16 protein-coding genes are annotated in these 16,020 nt (G+C 52.7%); 8 read left to right on the top strand and 8 right to left on the bottom strand.

Annotated elements, in window-relative coordinates:
* Positions 1-46 precede the first annotated feature (46 nt).
* Positions 47-997, top strand: coding sequence for a family 43 glycosylhydrolase (locus KQJ19_RS03260; protein ID WP_216403336.1), 951 nt, complete (start codon positions 47-49; stop codon positions 995-997).
* Positions 998-1,078: 81 nt separating this feature from the next.
* On the opposite strand, the gene ampE is transcribed toward KQJ19_RS03260, so the two are convergent.
* Together ampE and ampD are read right to left on the bottom strand one after the other, a co-directional pair.
* Positions 1,079-1,933 (bottom strand): beta-lactamase regulator AmpE, encoded by an 855-nt coding sequence (gene ampE / locus KQJ19_RS03265; protein WP_016155697.1) that lies wholly within the window; start codon positions 1,931-1,933, stop codon positions 1,079-1,081.
* Positions 1,930-2,493 carry a 1,6-anhydro-N-acetylmuramyl-L-alanine amidase AmpD gene (ampD, locus tag KQJ19_RS03270; protein WP_016151712.1) on the bottom strand — a complete coding sequence of 188 codons (564 nt, stop codon included), beginning with the start codon at positions 2,491-2,493 and terminating at the stop codon, positions 1,930-1,932. The genes ampE and ampD overlap by 4 nt, the downstream gene beginning before the upstream one ends.
* Before the next feature lie 87 nt (positions 2,494-2,580).
* Here ampD and nadC point away from each other — a divergent pair, with 87 nt between their 5' ends.
* From nadC to hofC, 4 genes are all read left to right on the top strand, one after another.
* Positions 2,581-3,474 carry a carboxylating nicotinate-nucleotide diphosphorylase gene (gene nadC / locus KQJ19_RS03275; RefSeq protein WP_016151711.1) on the top strand — a complete coding sequence of 298 codons (894 nt, stop codon included), beginning with the start codon at positions 2,581-2,583 and terminating at the stop codon, positions 3,472-3,474.
* Positions 3,475-3,718: 244 nt separating this feature from the next.
* Positions 3,719-4,156 carry a prepilin peptidase-dependent pilin gene (gene ppdD / locus KQJ19_RS03280; RefSeq protein WP_016151710.1) on the top strand — a complete coding sequence of 146 codons (438 nt, stop codon included), beginning with the start codon at positions 3,719-3,721 and terminating at the stop codon, positions 4,154-4,156.
* 9 nt (positions 4,157-4,165) lie between these two features.
* On the top strand, positions 4,166-5,551 hold the full coding sequence (gspE, locus tag KQJ19_RS03285; protein ID WP_216403337.1) for a type II secretion system protein GspE: 1,386 nt from the start codon (positions 4,166-4,168) through the stop codon (positions 5,549-5,551).
* On the top strand, positions 5,541-6,743 hold the full coding sequence (gene hofC / locus KQJ19_RS03290; RefSeq protein WP_216403338.1) for a protein transport protein HofC: 1,203 nt from the start codon (positions 5,541-5,543) through the stop codon (positions 6,741-6,743). Before gspE ends, hofC begins: the two co-directional genes overlap by 11 nt.
* 55 nt (positions 6,744-6,798) lie before the next feature.
* Here hofC and KQJ19_RS03295 read toward each other — a convergent pair whose 3' ends face one another.
* Entirely contained in the window at positions 6,799-7,842 is a 1,044-nt protein-coding gene (locus tag KQJ19_RS03295; RefSeq protein WP_003829510.1) for a GMP reductase, read from the bottom strand.
* A 225-nt stretch (positions 7,843-8,067) separates the two neighbouring features.
* Here KQJ19_RS03295 and coaE point away from each other — a divergent pair, with 225 nt between their 5' ends.
* The 3 genes from coaE to yacG are packed head-to-tail and all read left to right on the top strand — an operon-like array spanning position 8,068 to position 9,635.
* A complete protein-coding gene (gene coaE / locus KQJ19_RS03300; protein ID WP_216403339.1) occupies positions 8,068-8,688 on the top strand; it encodes a dephospho-CoA kinase in 621 nt (206 codons plus the stop codon).
* Complete coding sequence (zapD, locus tag KQJ19_RS03305) at positions 8,688-9,431, top strand: cell division protein ZapD (RefSeq protein WP_016151705.1); 744 nt, start codon at positions 8,688-8,690, stop codon at positions 9,429-9,431. Before coaE ends, zapD begins: the two co-directional genes overlap by 1 nt.
* Positions 9,432-9,440: 9 nt before the next feature.
* Positions 9,441-9,635 (top strand): DNA gyrase inhibitor YacG, encoded by a 195-nt coding sequence (gene yacG / locus KQJ19_RS03310; protein ID WP_016151704.1) that lies wholly within the window; start codon positions 9,441-9,443, stop codon positions 9,633-9,635.
* 88 nt (positions 9,636-9,723) lie between these two features.
* Here yacG and mutT read toward each other — a convergent pair whose 3' ends face one another.
* The 5 genes from mutT to ftsZ form a co-directional block, all read right to left on the bottom strand.
* Positions 9,724-10,113 (bottom strand): 8-oxo-dGTP diphosphatase MutT, encoded by a 390-nt coding sequence (mutT, locus tag KQJ19_RS03315; protein ID WP_046275370.1) that lies wholly within the window; start codon positions 10,111-10,113, stop codon positions 9,724-9,726.
* Positions 10,114-10,169: 56 nt separating this feature from the next.
* On the bottom strand, positions 10,170-12,875 hold the full coding sequence (secA, locus tag KQJ19_RS03320; protein ID WP_016151702.1) for a preprotein translocase subunit SecA: 2,706 nt from the start codon (positions 12,873-12,875) through the stop codon (positions 10,170-10,172).
* Between the two features lie 60 nt (positions 12,876-12,935).
* The gene (secM, locus tag KQJ19_RS03325; protein WP_029139762.1) at positions 12,936-13,442 is read right to left on the bottom strand and encodes a secA translation cis-regulator SecM; all 507 of its coding nucleotides are present in this window, start codon (positions 13,440-13,442) and stop codon (positions 12,936-12,938) included.
* Between the two features lie 285 nt (positions 13,443-13,727).
* A complete protein-coding gene (gene lpxC, locus KQJ19_RS03330) occupies positions 13,728-14,645 on the bottom strand; it encodes a UDP-3-O-acyl-N-acetylglucosamine deacetylase (protein WP_006686706.1) in 918 nt (305 codons plus the stop codon).
* A gap of 100 nt (positions 14,646-14,745) precedes the next feature.
* Positions 14,746-15,897: a cell division protein FtsZ gene (ftsZ, locus tag KQJ19_RS03335; protein ID WP_003018753.1), complete on the bottom strand. Its 1,152-nt coding sequence runs from the start codon at positions 15,895-15,897 to the stop codon at positions 14,746-14,748.
* Positions 15,898-16,020 lie beyond the last annotated feature (123 nt).

The following is a 16,020-nucleotide window of genomic DNA, read 5'->3' on the forward strand; positions in this document are numbered from 1 at the left end:
ATGAGTACCACGATATAAAAACGACTGAAAACGTAAGGAAAGCCTAATGAATCAGTGGCCAAATCCCTTTATTGAACAGCGTGCCGACCCGTTTATTTTACGTGACGGTAGCCACTACTATTTCATTGCTTCAGTGCCCGAATACGATCGTCTGGAGATCCGCCGGGCGGACTCGCTGGAAGGGTTACGCACCGCTATCCCGGTTGTCGTCTGGCGCAAACCAGAAAACGGCCCCATGAGCCAGTTGATCTGGGCACCTGAGATCCATCATCTGGCAGGCAAGTGGTACATCTATTTTGCCGCCGCCCACACACAGGCGCTCGACAAGCTGGGGATGTTCCAGCACCGTATGTTTGCGCTCGAATGTGCAGACGCCGATCCGCTGACCGGTCAATGGACAGAGAAAGGGCAGATTAAAACGCAGTTTGATACCTTCGCGCTTGATGCCACCACCTTTAACCATCAGGGAAAACAGTGGTATCTGTGGGCGCAGAAATCCCCCGATATCGCCGGAAACTCCAATATCTATCTCGCCGAACTGGAAAATCCATGGACGATTAAAAGCGAGCCGGTAATGCTCAGTCATCCAGAGTATGACTGGGAATGCCGGGGTTTTTGGGTCAACGAAGGCCCGGCCGTCATGTTTCACGGTGACAAGCTGTTTATCAGCTATTCCGCCAGCGCCACCGATGAGAACTACTGTATGGGATTATTGTGGATTGATCTCAATGCCGATCCGCTCAACCCGCAGAACTGGCACAAATCGCCGCGCCCGGTCTTTACCACCAGCTACGAAAACCGCCAATACGGGCCGGGGCACAACAGCTTTACGCAAACGCCGGAAGGTGAAGATGTGCTGGTGTACCACGCGAGAAATTACACTGAAATCGAGGGCGATCCGCTATACGATCCAAACCGCCACACTCGTCTGAAGCTGGTGCGCTGGAACGAAAACGGGATGCCAGATTTTGGCATCCCGCCTGCTGATACGCTTTGAAAGATTGGCCCGCAAGCACAAAGCGACCGGGCCAATTTTTTTCCTCGACGGATAAGCGCAGCGCCATCCACCAATAATGGCTTAAATTAATGTGCCATAAATGGTCAACACGGCAATGACCACCACCACCACAAACGAGGTCTTCTTCGCCATCGAAACCGCGGCTTTTGGCGTTGCGACTTTATCGGTATGTGGTTCACGCGCCAAAGAAAACTGCGCAAGGCGAGTAAGCACCTGATATTGCGAAGTATGCAGATCCGCCAGCGACGCAAACCAGGCAGGCAACGCCTTCTCGCCGTGCCCCAGCAGCGCATAGACGACACCCGCCAGGCGCACCGGGATCCAGTCCAGCACATGCAGGATCGCATCGATACCTGATTGCAAACGCTGGTGTGGCGTCTGATAGCGCGCCAGCCAGGACTGCCAGGCACGTAGAAAGGCATAACCCACCAGCGTCACCGGTCCCCACGGGCCACCGACAATCAGCCAGAATAACGGCGCCAGATAAAAGCGAAAGTTGTTCCATAACAGCGCGTTCTGCAGTTCGCGCAAGAACTCACGCTCATCGCACTCAGGCGGAATCCCATGAATCAGGGTCAGCTCGCTGGCCATCGCTTCACGGGCGTGAGCGTCATCGCGAGCAGCCGCGTTCAGATAGGCATGATAATGAAGACGCGTCTTGCCAGCGCCGATGCACAGCAAACCAATTAAGATCCACGCCACCAGCAAAGGCACGTTAAACAACAGGCCTTGAAGTGCGCGCAGCAGCAGGAACGTCACCCCCATCGCAATAAGGGCCATGCCTACCGTACGCATCATCGAAAAATGCTTCACCCGGCGGAAAAAAGCTTCAACCCGGTGATCAAGCTGCCAGTGCTCACCCAGCTTAAACAGGCGTTCAACAATCAACACCAGTAATGTTGTAAACAGCGTCATGTCATCTCCTTGTGCGACGAGGGGGTGACCAGGGCGCGAAACCTTGCCCAGTCAAAAGAGGGCCCGGGATCGGTCTTACGCTCGGGCGCAATATTGCAATGTCCTGTCATGTTGTTGGCAATGGCCGGATAACGCGTAATCAGGGCATTCGTCACGGCTGCCAGTTGCTGATACTGCGCATCGGTATAAGCCAGCGTATCCGTCCCTTCCAGCTCAATACCAATTGAGAAATCATTACAGCGTTCGCGGCCTTGATAGTTCGACACGCCAGCATGCCAGGCGCGTTTATCAAAGGGGACATACTGCACGATTTCACCGTCACGGCGAATTAAACAATGTGCCGAAACGCGCAAATGGGCGATCCCGGCAAAATAAGGATGGGCATTGGGATCAATCGTGCCCGTAAACAGCGCATCGATCCACGGGCCGCCAAACTCGCCGGGCGGCAGGCTGATATTATGCACCACCAGCAGAGAAGGGTTTTCGTCATCCGGGCGGCAATCGTAATGAGGAGAGGGAACGCGTCGCGCCTCTGCCAGCCAGCCCTCGTCTAACAACATGCAGAATCTCCTTATTGGTGGTGCTCATATCAGGTTCAGGGTAGCATGTTTCCACCTTATGATTCGTTAGCAATTTGGAGTTTTATCATGCCGCCTCGCCGCTATAACCCTGACTACCGACGTGACGCGCTGTTGGAACGCATAAATCTGGATATCCCTGCCGCTGTAGCTCAGGCGCTGCGTGAAGATTTAGGCGGAGAAGTTGATGCCAATAACGATATCACCGCACAACTTTTACCCGCGGAGATGCGCTCCCACGCCACCGTGATCACCCGCGAAGATGGCGTTTTTTGTGGAAAACGTTGGGTAGAAGAGGTCTTTATTCAACTGGCTGGCGATGATGTCAACATCACCTGGCATGTCGAAGATGGCGACAGCATTAAGGCCAATCAGCCGCTATTTGAACTGGACGGCCCTTCCCGCGTGCTGCTAACCGGCGAACGTACCGCGCTTAATTTTGTACAGACGCTTTCGGGTGTGGCGAGCGAGGTGCGTAAATATGTCGACCTGCTGGCGGGAACAAAAACCCAACTGCTGGATACACGTAAAACTCTGCCGGGGCTACGTACCGCGCTGAAATACGCCGTATTATGCGGCGGCGGAGCGAATCATCGTCTGGGGCTTTCTGATGCTTTCCTGATTAAAGAAAACCACATTATTGCTTCTGGTTCGGTACGTCAGGCCGTTGAAAAAGCCTTCTGGCTGCACCCGGATGTGCCGGTTGAAGTCGAAGTAGAAAGCCTGGATGAACTGGACGACGCGCTGAAAGCAGGGGCCGACATCATCATGCTCGATAACTTCGAAACTGACCAAATGCGGGAAGCGGTAAAACGCACCAACGGCCAGGCGCGTCTGGAAGTGTCGGGTAACGTCACTCATGAAACTCTGCGCGAATTTGCCGAAACCGGCGTGGATTTCATCTCTGTTGGCGCGCTGACCAAGCATGTTCGCGCGCTCGATCTCTCTATGCGTTTTCGCTAATTACTGATGGTGTAGCCCGATAGTACTTTCACTTATCGGGCCCATCACGTCGGTTTTTTCTATCGGCCGGATAAAGCGTTTACGCCGCCATACGGCTGTTTCTTCGAGCCTCTTCGCAAATACGTTGTCTGACTCTGTAATTTCATAAAAATCCTCGGAACCCGCCTTCCCGTTCTGTTTTTTGCCTCTCGCCGTGACCCCGAGCGTTTGCCAAAGTAGCGCCAGCTAACTCAAGGAGCGAACGATGGACAAGCAACGAGGCTTCACACTTATCGAACTCATGGTGGTCATTGGCATTATTGCCATCCTTAGCGCCATCGGTATTCCGGCTTATCAAAACTATCTGCGCAAAGCCGCGTTAACAGACATGCTGCAAACCTTTGTTCCCTATCGCACGGCGGTTGAGCTCTGTGCGCTGGAGCATGGCGGAACAACAACCTGTGATGCCGGAACGAATGGCATCCCTTCTCCAGCCACCACCCGTTATGTCTCAGCCATGAGCGTTGAAAAAGGGGTGGTCAGCCTCAGCGGACAAGAAAGCCTGAACGGGTTAAGCATCACCATGACGCCGGGTTGGGACAATGCCAACGGTATTACCGGCTGGAGCCGTAACTGCGTTATCCAGAATGACAGCGCATTGCAACAGGCCTGTGAAGATGTTTTCCGTTTCGATATTAATTAAGGAAAAGAGATGAATACCACCCAACTTACGGCGCTGTGCCAACGTCATCAGGGAATATTACTGGATGCAGACAATGAAGTGGTGCACATCGCCGTCGTGGACGCTCCGTCCCACGAATTGCTGGACGCACTGCATTTTGCCACCACCCGACGTATCGACATCGTCTGCTGGACGCGTCAACAAATGGAAGGCCACACGCATACGCCACAGAAAATGCTCCCGGCAGTGGTCACGAAAAGCAGCGCCAGCGCAGCAGATTTGCTGAATCAGACGTTTCAATCCGCTCTGGTGCAACGGGCTTCTGATATTCATTTTGAACCTGCGGAAAATCACTATCGCATCAGATTACGTGTGGATGGCGTACTGCATGCTTTACCGGACGTCACGACCGAGATGGGTATCGCCATCACTGCCAGACTAAAAGTTTTAGGCAGTCTGGATATTGCCGAGCACCGACTTGCGCAAGACGGCCAGTTTACCGTTGAGATTTCAGGAGAGCCGGTCTCGTTTCGCATCGCCACCCTGCCCTGTCGCTTTGGCGAAAAAGTGGTGCTACGGCTACTGCATCAGGTCGATCAAGCGCTGGAAATCACCGCGCTGGGAATGCAGGACACGCAGCTGGCAGCATTTTCACAAGCGTTGCAGCAGCCTCAGGGGCTGATTCTGGTCACCGGACCGACCGGAAGCGGTAAAACGGTCACGCTGTACAGTGCGCTGCAGACCCGAAACACTCCGGACGTTAACCTCTGTAGCGTGGAAGATCCAGTCGAGATCCCGATCGCAGGTCTTAACCAAACACAAATTCATCCACGTGCCGGTCTCACTTTTCAGGGAGTATTGCGCGCGCTGCTGCGCCAGGATCCCGACATTATCATGGTGGGTGAAATCCGTGATGGCGAAACGGCTGAAATAGCCCTTAAAGCCGCACAAACCGGTCATCTGGTTCTATCAACACTGCATACCAATTCCACCACAGAAACACTAATACGCTTGCAGCAAATGGGGGTTGCACGCTGGATGATCGCCTCCGCGCTGACGCTCGTTATTGCGCAGCGGTTGGTGAGAAAATTGTGTCCCCATTGCCGACAACGTCTGGAAACGCCGATCATGCTCCCGGAAGCGATCTGGCCTACGCCACTGCCTCGTTGGCAGGCTCCGGGCTGCCAACATTGCTATCACGGATTTTATGGCCGTACGGCATTGTTTGAAGTTCTCCCCGTGACACCTGCATTGCGCCAGAGCATCACCAACGGTACGTCCGTAGACGGAGTGGAATCGAATGCTCAGCAACTGGGGATGAGCACGCTTTTCGAAAATGGTTGCAAGGCCGTCGAACAAGGGTTAACAACATTTGAAGAGTTGGTACGCGTACTGGGCATGCCCCATGTCAGCTAAACTGCTTTGGCGCTGGCAAGGTATTAGCAACGAAGGTAATCCACTGGAAGGCGTACTTTGGGCCGATACCCGCCCCTCATTGATGCTTGCTCTCGAGCAACGGCATATTACGCCGCTGCGCATTAATCGTATGCGTGTCAAAGCCTCACAATGGAGCCGTGAAAAAAGCGCTGAAACCATACATCAACTGGCGACGTTGCTGAAAGCAGGGCTAACACTCTCGGCAAGTTTAGCTTTGCTGGCTGAACAGCATCCCAGCAGCCAATGGCAAGCGCTACTGCGCACGCTGGCTCACGATATGGAACAGGGTATTTCTCTCTCCACCTCGCTATCTCAGTGGCAACACGTTTTTCCGCCTCTTTATCAGGCAATGATCCGTACCGGAGAGCTTACGGGTAAGCTGGATGACTGCTGCTTTGAACTCGCCCGCCAGCAGAAGAATCAACAGCAGCTGGCGGATAAAGTTAAAAAAGCCCTGCGCTATCCGATTTTCATCATCACGATGGCAGTGATGGTGGTATTCGCGATGCTGCAGTTTGTACTCCCTGAGTTTGCCGCCATTTACCAGACGTTTAACACCCCGCTACCGGCACTCACTCAGTGGATTATTGCCATCGCGCATTTTAGCAGCCAATGGGGATGGCTGGCGGGAGCATTCATCCTGGTAGCGGGTGCGGCATATCACCTGATGAAGCAGAAGCCATACTGGCTCACTCTGCGCCAGAAATTGCTGCTCGGCTTCCCGGTCATAGGGCCGATGGTGAGAGGGCAAAAGCTCACGCAGATCTTCACTGTTCTGGCGTTAACGCAAAATGCAGGTATTCCTTTTCTGCAAGGCCTTGAGAGCGTCACTGAAACATTGGCCAACCCTTTCTGGTCGCAACGCTTAGCGCAGGTACATCACGACATCAGCGCCGGACAACCGGTCTGGTTAGCGCTAAAAAATTGCGGTGAATTCAGCCCATTGTGCATACAGTTGGTCAGAACAGGTGAGGCTTCCGGCTCGCTGGATACAATGCTGCGTAATCTCGCACATCACCACGGCGAGAAAACATTGTCTCAGGCAGAGAATCTGGCTGCGCTACTCGAGCCTGCGTTACTGGTCATTACGGGGCTGATAATCGGTACGCTGGTCGTTGCGATGTATTTGCCGATTTTTCATTTAGGAGATGCGATGAGCGGGGTGGGATAAATTCAAATGCCGGATGGCGCACAGCTTATCCGGCATGTCATAGTCCTACTTGTTCTTACAGGCTATTGAAAACGCGGTTTTCTTGTTCCTGTACACGAATAAACGTTGTACGTTTGGTCAGTTCTTTCAGGCGAGATGCACCGACATAGGTACAGGCAGAACGCAGGCCGCCAAGGATATCGCGTGCAGTGTTATCAACCGGGCCACGCAGAGGCAACTTAACTGTTTTACCTTCCGCAGCGCGGTATTGTGCAACACCACCGACGTGACGCGTCATGGCTGATTCTGAGCTCATGCCGTAGAACAGCATGAATTTCTCACCGTTCTCTTCAACAATTTTGCCGCCGCTTTCTTCATGACCGGCCAACATACCGCCGAGCATAACGAAGTCCGCGCCACCGCCGAACGCTTTTGCCACGTCACCCGGCATTGTGCAGCCGCCGTCACTGACAATCATGCCGCCCAGACCGTGAGCTGCATCGGCACATTCAATAACCGCAGAAAGCTGTGGGTAGCCAACGCCGGTTTTTACACGTGTGGTACATACAGAACCCGGGCCAATGCCGACTTTAACAATGTCCGCGCCGGAAAGTACCAGCTCTTCACACATTTCTCCAGTAACCACATTGCCCGCACAAATTGTTTTTGTCGGCCATGCTTCACGCGCTTTCGACACAAACTGAACAAAATGCTCTGAGTAGCCATTTGCCACATCAATGCAGATAAAGTTCAGCGCCGGGTTGAGCGCCAGAATCTGTTTGGTTTTTTCGAAATCGGCATCAGAGGTACCGGTTGAAACCATTACATGTTTGAGCACATCAGCAGAGCTCTCTGCGATGAAAGCAGCCCAGTCTTCAACAGAATAGTGTTTGTGTACCGCAGTCAGGATGTCGAAGGATGCCAGCGCCGTTGCCATGGCAAACGTCCCGACAGTGTCCATGTTCGCGGCAATAATCGGTACGCCGGACCAGGTCTGACCTGAGTGCTTAAAGGTAAATTGACGTTCCAGCTCAACATCGGAACGGCTTTTGAGAGTAGAACGCTTAGGGCGGATAAGAACGTCTTTGAAACCTAACTTCAGATCTTCTTCGATACGCATGTGCGGATTCCTGGGGTTAATGGCGAAAAATCGAAACTCACAACTCCAGTGACGCTATCATACGCACTAATCAATGCCGCGCAAGACTGCGAAATTCTCTTTTTTTACGCTACAATCCCATAAATTTACCTGGCGAATAGTAGGTTAATCCTGCAGCAGCCTCGCCGTCGCACGCTTAACTTTTAACTGTTTGATAATCAAACTTAAACTCCAGGATCTGCATCTATGAGGTATACGGTAGCCTTAACCGGCGGCATTGGCAGTGGTAAAAGTACCGTTGCAAATGCGTTCGCTGACCTCGGAATAAACGTCATTGATGCAGATATTATTGCGCGCCAGGTGGTTGAACCCGGTACCCCAGCCCTTAAGGCGATCGAAGAACATTTTGGTACCGAAGTTATAGCTGCCGACGGATCGTTGCAGCGACGCATTTTACGCGAACGCATTTTTTCCAGTCCTGAGGAGAAAAGCTGGCTGAATGCCCTGCTCCATCCGCTTATTCAGCAGGAAACGCAGCGCCAGTTTCAGCAAGCAACCTCCCCTTATCTGTTGTGGGTTGTACCTTTGCTGGTGGAAAATTCGCTGTATAAAAAAGCCAACCGCATACTCGTGGTGGATGTTACCCCCGAGACACAGCTCAGACGCACTATGCAGCGCGATGACGTCACGCGTGAGCATGTTGAACAAATTCTTGCTGCCCAGGCAACGCGCGAAGCGCGTCTGGCCGTGGCAGACGATGTTATTGATAATAATGGCGCACCGGAGGCCATCGCCTCGGATGTCGCCCGCCTGCACGCGCTCTATCTGCAATGCGCGTTGCAGTTTGTCTCACAGGAAAAACCGTAATGCACACCCAGGTCCTTTTTGAACACCCTCTCAATGAGAAGATGCGTACATGGCTGCGCATAGAGTTTTTAATCCAACAGCTCTCCGTTAATGTACCCATAGCGGACCATGCAGGCGCACTGCATTTTTTCCGCAACATCGGAGACTTACTGGATGTATTTGAACGCGGCGAAGTCCGTACCGAACTCCTCAAAGAGCTGGAAAGACAACAGCGTAAACTCCAGGCCTGGGTTGAAGTTCCCGGCGTCGATCAAAACAGGATCGACGCATTGCGCCAGCAGCTAAAAAGCGCGGGCAGCATTCTGATTTCAGCTCCGCGTATTGGACAGACGCTGCGCGAAGATCGTCTGATTGGCCTTGTACGTCAGCGTTTAAGCATTCCTGGCGGATGCTGCAGTTTCGATCTGCCGACCCTGCATATTTGGTTACATCTACCGCAGTCGCATCGCGACGCGCAGGTTGAAACCTGGCTTGCAAGTCTGAATCCGCTCAATCAGGCACTGTCGCTGGTGCTGGATTTAATTCGCAACTCTGCGCCATTCCGTAAGCAAACCAGCTTGAATGGTTTTTATCAGGACAACGGCGAAGATGCCGATCTGCTTCGCTTGCAGCTGCCGCTTGATTCGCAGCTTTATCCGCAAATTTCTGGTCATAAGAGCCGCTTTGCTATTCGCTTTATGCCGCTGGATAGCGAGAATGGCCAGGTGCCTGAGCGTCTAGATTTTGATCTGGCGTGCTGTTAAGGAGTCAACATGTCTGAACAAACCATCGTCAACTGCCCAACCTGCGGCAAACCCGTAGTGTGGGGTGAAGTCAGCCCGTTTCGCCCATTCTGCAGCAAGCGCTGCCAGTTAATCGATCTGGGTGAGTGGGCCGCAGAAGAGAAACGTATCCCAAGCTCTGGTGATCTGTCGGAAAACGACGACTGGAGTGAAGAGCAGAAGTAATTCAGCTAAAACGTAGGGCGGGCAAGCGTAGCGACCCCGCCCTAATTTGCCGGATGGTGGGGTTGCCTAATCCGGCCTACGAACACCTTTATCCAGCAATCAGCTTTTCAATTACCGGCGCATTCGCAGGCGGAAAATCTTCTGCATTCAGAGCATCTTGCGCAATCCACTGCGCCGGTTGCCCCTCTTTCCCCCACGGTTCGCCTTCCCAGCTTTCAACCAGCCAGAACCACAGAGTGATATGCCGGTCCGGAAACTGGTACTCCAGCTTTTCGAACAGTGAGCTTTGAGTCGGCGTAATGCCTACTTCTTCCTGTAACTCGCGAATCAGCGCCTGCTCCGGCGTTTCGCCTGCTTCAATTTTCCCGCCGGGGAACTCCAGCTTATTTGCCATGTGGGCATCAGCCGCACGCTGGGTTATAAATATTTCATGGTGCTGATTGCGAATAATCCCGACGGCGATCTGCAGTATTTTCATCTTTATAGTCCATAAAAAAGGCGCAGAATTCTGCGCCTTTTCAGTAAGTTACTTTCTTAGCTCAGACGGCCATGGCACTGTTTGTACTTTTTCCCGGAACCGCAAGGACACGGATCGTTACGACCCACTTTACGATCGCCAGTTTGTGCTGCCAGCTCTTCTGCCGCGGCAGAATCGTCACCTTTATGGCTCAACTGCTGCATCTGCGCTAAACGTTCAGCGTCTTCACGACGTTGCTGCTCCATCGCTTCTACTTCTTCAGGCATACGTACCTGAACTTTGCTCAGGGTACTGATCACTTCGTACTTCAGTGATTCCAGCATTGATGCAAACATAGAGAAGGATTCACGCTTGTATTCCTGCTTCGGATCTTTTTGCGCATAACCACGCAGGTGAATACCCTGACGCAGGTAATCCATCGCCGCCAGGTGCTCTTTCCACAGAGAATCGAGAGTTTGCAGCATCACGCCTTTTTCGAAGTGACGCATCATCTCCGCGCCCACAACTTCTTCTTTACGCTGATAAACTTCGATGGCGTTTGCCAGAATACGTTCGCGCAGCGTTTCCTCATGCAGCTCAGGCTCTTTATCCAGCCACTCTGAAATAGGCATTTCCAGATCGAAGTCGTTCTTCAGACGTTCCTGCAGACCCGGGATATCCCACATTTCTTCCAGAGACTGCGGCGGAATATAGGCATCAATCGTCGCTTTGAAGACATCCTCACGGATGCTATTAATGGTTTCACTAACGTCAGTTACGTCCAGCAGTTCGTTACGCTGGGTGTAGATTGCGCGACGCTGGTCATTGGCAACGTCATCATATTCCAGCAGTTGCTTACGAATATCGAAGTTGCGGCTTTCTACTTTACGCTGCGCGTTTGCAATCGCTTTAGTCACCCACGGGTGTTCAATTGCTTCACCAGGCTTCATGCCCAGTTTACGCATCATGCCGGACACGCGGTCAGAAGCAAAAATACGCATCAGCGCATCTTCCATCGACAGATAGAAACGAGAAGACCCCGCATCCCCCTGACGACCAGAACGACCACGCAGCTGGTTATCTATACGACGAGATTCGTGACGCTCGGTACCGATAATATGTAAACCACCTGCTGCTAACACCGCATCATGGCGAACCTGCCACTCGGCTTTGATCTGCGCGATTTGTTCTGGAGTCGGGTCCTCCAGCTCGGCAATTTCCGCCTGCCAGCTACCACCCAGCACGATATCGGTACCACGACCTGCCATGTTTGTCGCGATAGTCACTGCGGACGGATAACCCGCCTGGGCGACGATTGCGGCTTCGTTGGCGTGGAACTTGGCGTTCAGAACGTTGTGTTTGATACCCGCCTTGTTCAGCTCGTTAGAAACCACTTCCGATTTTTCAATAGAGATAGTACCAACCAGCACCGGCTGGCCATTTGCGGTACGCTCTTTAATATCTTCAATGATCGCCTGAATTTTTTCCGCTTCAGTCATGTACACCAGATCCGGTAAATCCTTACGGATCATCGGGCGGTTGGTCGGCACAACAACGGTATCCAGTTTGTAAATGGAGCTGAATTCAAAGGCTTCAGTATCTGCTGTACCGGTCATACCGGCCAGTTTTTCGTACAAACGGAAGTAGTTCTGGAAGGTAATAGATGCCAGCGTCTGGTTCTCGTTTTGGATATCTACGCCTTCTTTGGCTTCAACAGCCTGGTGCAGACCATCGGACCAGCGGCGGCCCTGCATAGTACGACCGGTGTGTTCGTCGACGATGATAACTTCGCCGTCTTTCACGATATAGTCAACGTCGCGGGTAAACAGCACGTGCGCGCGCAGTGCAGCAGTCACGTGGTGCATCAGCATAATGTTGCCCGGAGAGTACAGCGACTCGCCCTCATCCATAATGCCTTCGTTAACCAACAGCTCTTCAATCAGTACCAGACCACGTTCGGTCAGGTTGACCTGGCGCGCTTTCTCATCAACAGAGAAGTGGCCTTCCCCCTGGAACGTGTCGGAATCGTCCTTCTCCTGACGAATCAGGTGCGGGATGATTTTGTTCACTTTTTTATACATTTCCGAGCTGTCTTCAGCCGGACCGGAAATGATCAGCGGCGTACGCGCTTCATCGATCAGGATGGAGTCGACTTCATCGACCAGCGCATAGTGCAGTTTACGCTGAACGCGCTCTTCCGGACTAAACGCCATGTTGTCGCGCAGGTAGTCAAAGCCGTATTCGTTGTTGGTACCGTAAGTAATATCGGCATTGTAGGCTTCACGCTTGGCTGGCGCAGGCAGGCCAGACATGTTGATACCCACGGTCATGCCGAGGAATTCAAACAGCGGGCGGTTATTTTCGGCGTCACGCTGAGCCAGGTAGTCGTTCACGGTTACCACGTGTACACCTTTCCCGCTTAAGGCGTTGAGGTAGGCTGGCAGCGTTGCGGTCAGGGTTTTACCTTCACCGGTACGCATTTCCGCGATGCAGCGATCGTTAAGCACCATACCACCCAGCAGCTGTACGTCGAAATGACGCATGCCGAACACACGCTTACTCGCTTCGCGGACCACCGCGAACGCTTCCGGGATCAGGCTTTCAACGCTGGCGCCTTTTTCCAGACGGGCGCGGAATTCAGCGGTCTTCGCTTTCAGTTCATCATCGGAGAGTTTTTCCATCTCCGGTTCCATTGCATTGATGACATTGACCACTTTACGCATACGACGCAGCGTACGCTCGTTACGGCTACCGAATACTTTTGTTAATAATTTGATTAGCATAATAAAATCTCAAACGCCCCGCGGTGCGGAGTCAAAAATTATAAGTTGGAAGTTTCTTTTTTAGCTGAGGCGTTGAGGGCCAGCGCGGATACCCTGCAGCTGGCTGATCCAGACCGGAACGCTAAATGCGGCCTGAGAGGTAAAATGGGCATATGTCACGCGACTCACGGTCGCGGGCGGTCTGCCTTCTTGCGTCAGCATCGCGCTGAGCGTATTCAGTAACGCAAGATGGTGCGCCTGGATTGGCAACGGCTCTTCGGCAACAGGCAGCGCCTGAGGAGCCATAGCAAAAGAAAGATGGCGAATGACCGTACGAATGGCATGCTGGTGCCAGTAGTCAACGGTAAAATTCGGGCGGCGATTGGTCGCCTCCAGCAAAGCAAGCTGGCTAAAGTTAACTTTGGCAGATTGATCGTGATTGCTGGCGGTCGCCTTCGCGGGAGTATTAGGTTCAGCAGCATTACCGAGCGCAGGCAGGCCAAAGCTAGCCGCGACCATCCCCAACAGGAGATGCGGCCAGAAGTACCGTCTGCCTAACTGTCGCCAGCGCGTCAGTATTCCACTCACGTTATTGCCACCTGATATACCCTGCGTTTGGGGTTACAAATGCAAAACCATTTTTTTGCGCATAAATATTACCATTAAAGCGTACGCTCCACAGCAGTAATGACAGCAAGTCGCGGGTAAATATGCTTAAGAAAGCAGCGATCGAACGGTGTTTTAATCTGTCGGTGGGGAAAAAGTCGCTTCAGATAAGGTGGTTTTGCAATCGGAAGATAAAAAAACGACTGGCTCACCTGGCCGGAGAGAGTGCCAGATTTACCAGTCGAATTTATGCGACAGCGTATGTCGTTATGCCAGTACAGTCGAAGGTGCTTTGAACGCCAACGGCAGTTCTGCATCGTCCTGGAAGGTCACATATTCCCAGGCTTCCTGTTTTGCCAGGACTGCCTGCAACAGTTTGTTATTCAGTGCATGACCGGATTTATACGCGGTGAATGCACCAATAATGTTGTGACCACACATGAACAAGTCACCAATCGCGTCGAGCATTTTGTGACGAACGAATTCGTCTTCAAAACGCAGGCCGTCTTCGTTCAATACGCGATAATCGTCAACAACGATGGCACAATCGAAGCTGCCGCCCAGGCACAGGCCGCGGGACTGCAGATATTCGATATCACGCATGAAGCCGAAAGTACGCGCGCGGCTGATCTGGCGCATGAACGCATCCGCAGAGAAGTTCATCGCGTAGCGCTGCGTGCTGGAGTCGATCGCCGGATGGTTAAAGTCGATGGTGAAATCCAACGTAAAACCATTATACGGCTTAAACTCAGCCCACTTATCGCCATCTTCGACACGAACGGTCTCTTTGATGCGAACAAATTTTTTGGCGCTGCTCAGTTCTTCAATACCTGCATCAAGCAGCAGGTAAACGAACGGAGCGGCACTGCCATCCATAATCGGGATTTCCGGGGCGTTAACTTCAATAACGATGTTATCGATACCTAAGCCCGCCAGAGCAGCATTAAGGTGCTCTACGGTTGAAATCCGCACATCATGCTCATTGACCAGACACGTACAGAGCATGGTATCACGCACAGATTTGGCATCGGCCGGGAAATCTACCGGAGGATTCAAGTCGGTGCGACGATAGATGACCCCGGTGTTGGCCGGCGCAGGTCGTAATGTCAGGGTGACTTTTTTGCCGGTATGCAAACCGACGCCAGTCGCCTGAACGATACGTTTAAGAGTCCTTTGTTTGATCATCGTATAATCTCGCCAAATTACCTATCCAACCGAAGTGTACTATACATTCGGTGGGCCAGTTTAGCACAAAGAGCCACAATTCCCAAATTCCAGCTAATTCTTAATCAGCTTGCTTACGCAGGAATGCAGGGATATCCAGATAATCCGGCTCTTTCGTGGTTTGCGGCGTATTGTCGTTAACCACTTTCGCTACCGGTTTCTGCTCTTGCGTCAACGGCGCCATACCGTGCTGCTGGTAACGATCCATTACCGGCTGCTGTACCTGTTTGTTGGTCACCAGAGTGATTTCAGGACGCTTGTCCATACCAATTCCAGTCGCAACAACGGTCACGCGCAGTTCGTCGTTCATATCCGGGTCCAGAGAGGTACCGATAACCACAGTTGCGTTATCCGATGCAAAGGCACGAATCGTGTTACCCACGGTTTCGAACTCATCCAGACGCAGGTCGAAGCCCGCAGTAATGTTAACCAGCACGCCGCGTGCGCCGGACAGATCGATATCTTCCAGCAGCGGAGAAGAGATAGCCATTTCAGCCGCTTCTTCTGCACGGTCTTCACCGCTCGCCACGCCAGAACCCATCATCGCGTAGCCCATTTCGGACATCACGGTGCGCACGTCTGCAAAGTCGACGTTCATCAGGCCTGGACGAGTAATCAGTTCAGCGATACCCTGGACTGCGCCTTTCAGCACGTCGTTCGCTGCGCCAAATGCATCCAGCAGGGAGATACCACGGCCCAGTACTTTCAGCAGCTTGTCGTTCGGGATAGTGATCAGAGAGTCCACGTGTTTGGACAGCTCGGTGATACCCTGCTCCGCGAATGCCATACGCTTCTTGCCTTCAAAGTTGAAAGGCTTAGTCACGACAGCAACGGTCAGGATACCTAAATCTTTTGCGACTTCAGCTACCACTGGCGCTGCACCGGTACCGGTACCGCCGCCCATGCCAGCTGCGATAAACACCATGTCTGCGCCGTCAAGCGCTGCGCGCAGAGCTTCGCGATCTTCGTCTGCCGCATTACGACCGACTTCCGGGTTTGCACCCGCGCCCAGACCTTTGGTGATGCCGCTACCAATCTGAATGGTCTGTCCAACCGCCGTTTTACGCAACGCCTGAGCGTCGGTATTCACCGCGAAGAATTCAACACCTTCGATGCGCTCACGCACCATGTGTTCAACGGCATTACCGCCGCCGCCACCGACGCCGATGACTTTAATCACCGCGTCGTTGGTTAGTTCCATAGGTTCAAACATAGTTTCTCTCTCCGTTTTACACTTCATCCTTCAAGCCGCCTCGTTGTTGGCTGCCTTCACTCACTCCCGTGACATAGTAAACTATGCTCCAGGAGATTCGCTCAGTTGCCGCCGCGATGCAAC

This window comes from Citrobacter sp. S46_ASV_140 (assembly GCF_018919545.1).
Classification (GTDB): Bacteria; Pseudomonadota; Gammaproteobacteria; order Enterobacterales; family Enterobacteriaceae; genus Citrobacter; species Citrobacter braakii.

What these genes read in the sequence shown, in the direction of transcription:
- KQJ19_RS03260 (WP_216403336.1), top strand. Translation starts at nt 47, where the DNA reads ATGAATCAGTGGCCAAATCCCTTTATTGAACAGCGTGCCGACCCGTTT.
- ampE (WP_016155697.1), bottom strand. Translation starts at nt 1,933, where the DNA reads ATGACGCTGTTTACAACATTACTGGTGTTGATTGTTGAACGCCTGTTT.
- ampD (WP_016151712.1), bottom strand. Translation starts at nt 2,493, where the DNA reads ATGTTGTTAGACGAGGGCTGGCTGGCAGAGGCGCGACGCGTTCCCTCT.
- nadC (WP_016151711.1), top strand. Translation starts at nt 2,581, where the DNA reads ATGCCGCCTCGCCGCTATAACCCTGACTACCGACGTGACGCGCTGTTG.
- ppdD (WP_016151710.1), top strand. Translation starts at nt 3,719, where the DNA reads ATGGACAAGCAACGAGGCTTCACACTTATCGAACTCATGGTGGTCATT.
- gspE (WP_216403337.1), top strand. Translation starts at nt 4,166, where the DNA reads ATGAATACCACCCAACTTACGGCGCTGTGCCAACGTCATCAGGGAATA.
- hofC (WP_216403338.1), top strand. Translation starts at nt 5,541, where the DNA reads ATGTCAGCTAAACTGCTTTGGCGCTGGCAAGGTATTAGCAACGAAGGT.
- KQJ19_RS03295 (WP_003829510.1), bottom strand. Translation starts at nt 7,842, where the DNA reads ATGCGTATCGAAGAAGATCTGAAGTTAGGTTTCAAAGACGTTCTTATC.
- coaE (WP_216403339.1), top strand. Translation starts at nt 8,068, where the DNA reads ATGAGGTATACGGTAGCCTTAACCGGCGGCATTGGCAGTGGTAAAAGT.
- zapD (WP_016151705.1), top strand. Translation starts at nt 8,688, where the DNA reads ATGCACACCCAGGTCCTTTTTGAACACCCTCTCAATGAGAAGATGCGT.
- yacG (WP_016151704.1), top strand. Translation starts at nt 9,441, where the DNA reads ATGTCTGAACAAACCATCGTCAACTGCCCAACCTGCGGCAAACCCGTA.
- mutT (WP_046275370.1), bottom strand. Translation starts at nt 10,113, where the DNA reads ATGAAAATACTGCAGATCGCCGTCGGGATTATTCGCAATCAGCACCAT.
- secA (WP_016151702.1), bottom strand. Translation starts at nt 12,875, where the DNA reads ATGCTAATCAAATTATTAACAAAAGTATTCGGTAGCCGTAACGAGCGT.
- lpxC (WP_006686706.1), bottom strand. Translation starts at nt 14,645, where the DNA reads ATGATCAAACAAAGGACTCTTAAACGTATCGTTCAGGCGACTGGCGTC.
- ftsZ (WP_003018753.1), bottom strand. Translation starts at nt 15,897, where the DNA reads ATGTTTGAACCTATGGAACTAACCAACGACGCGGTGATTAAAGTCATC.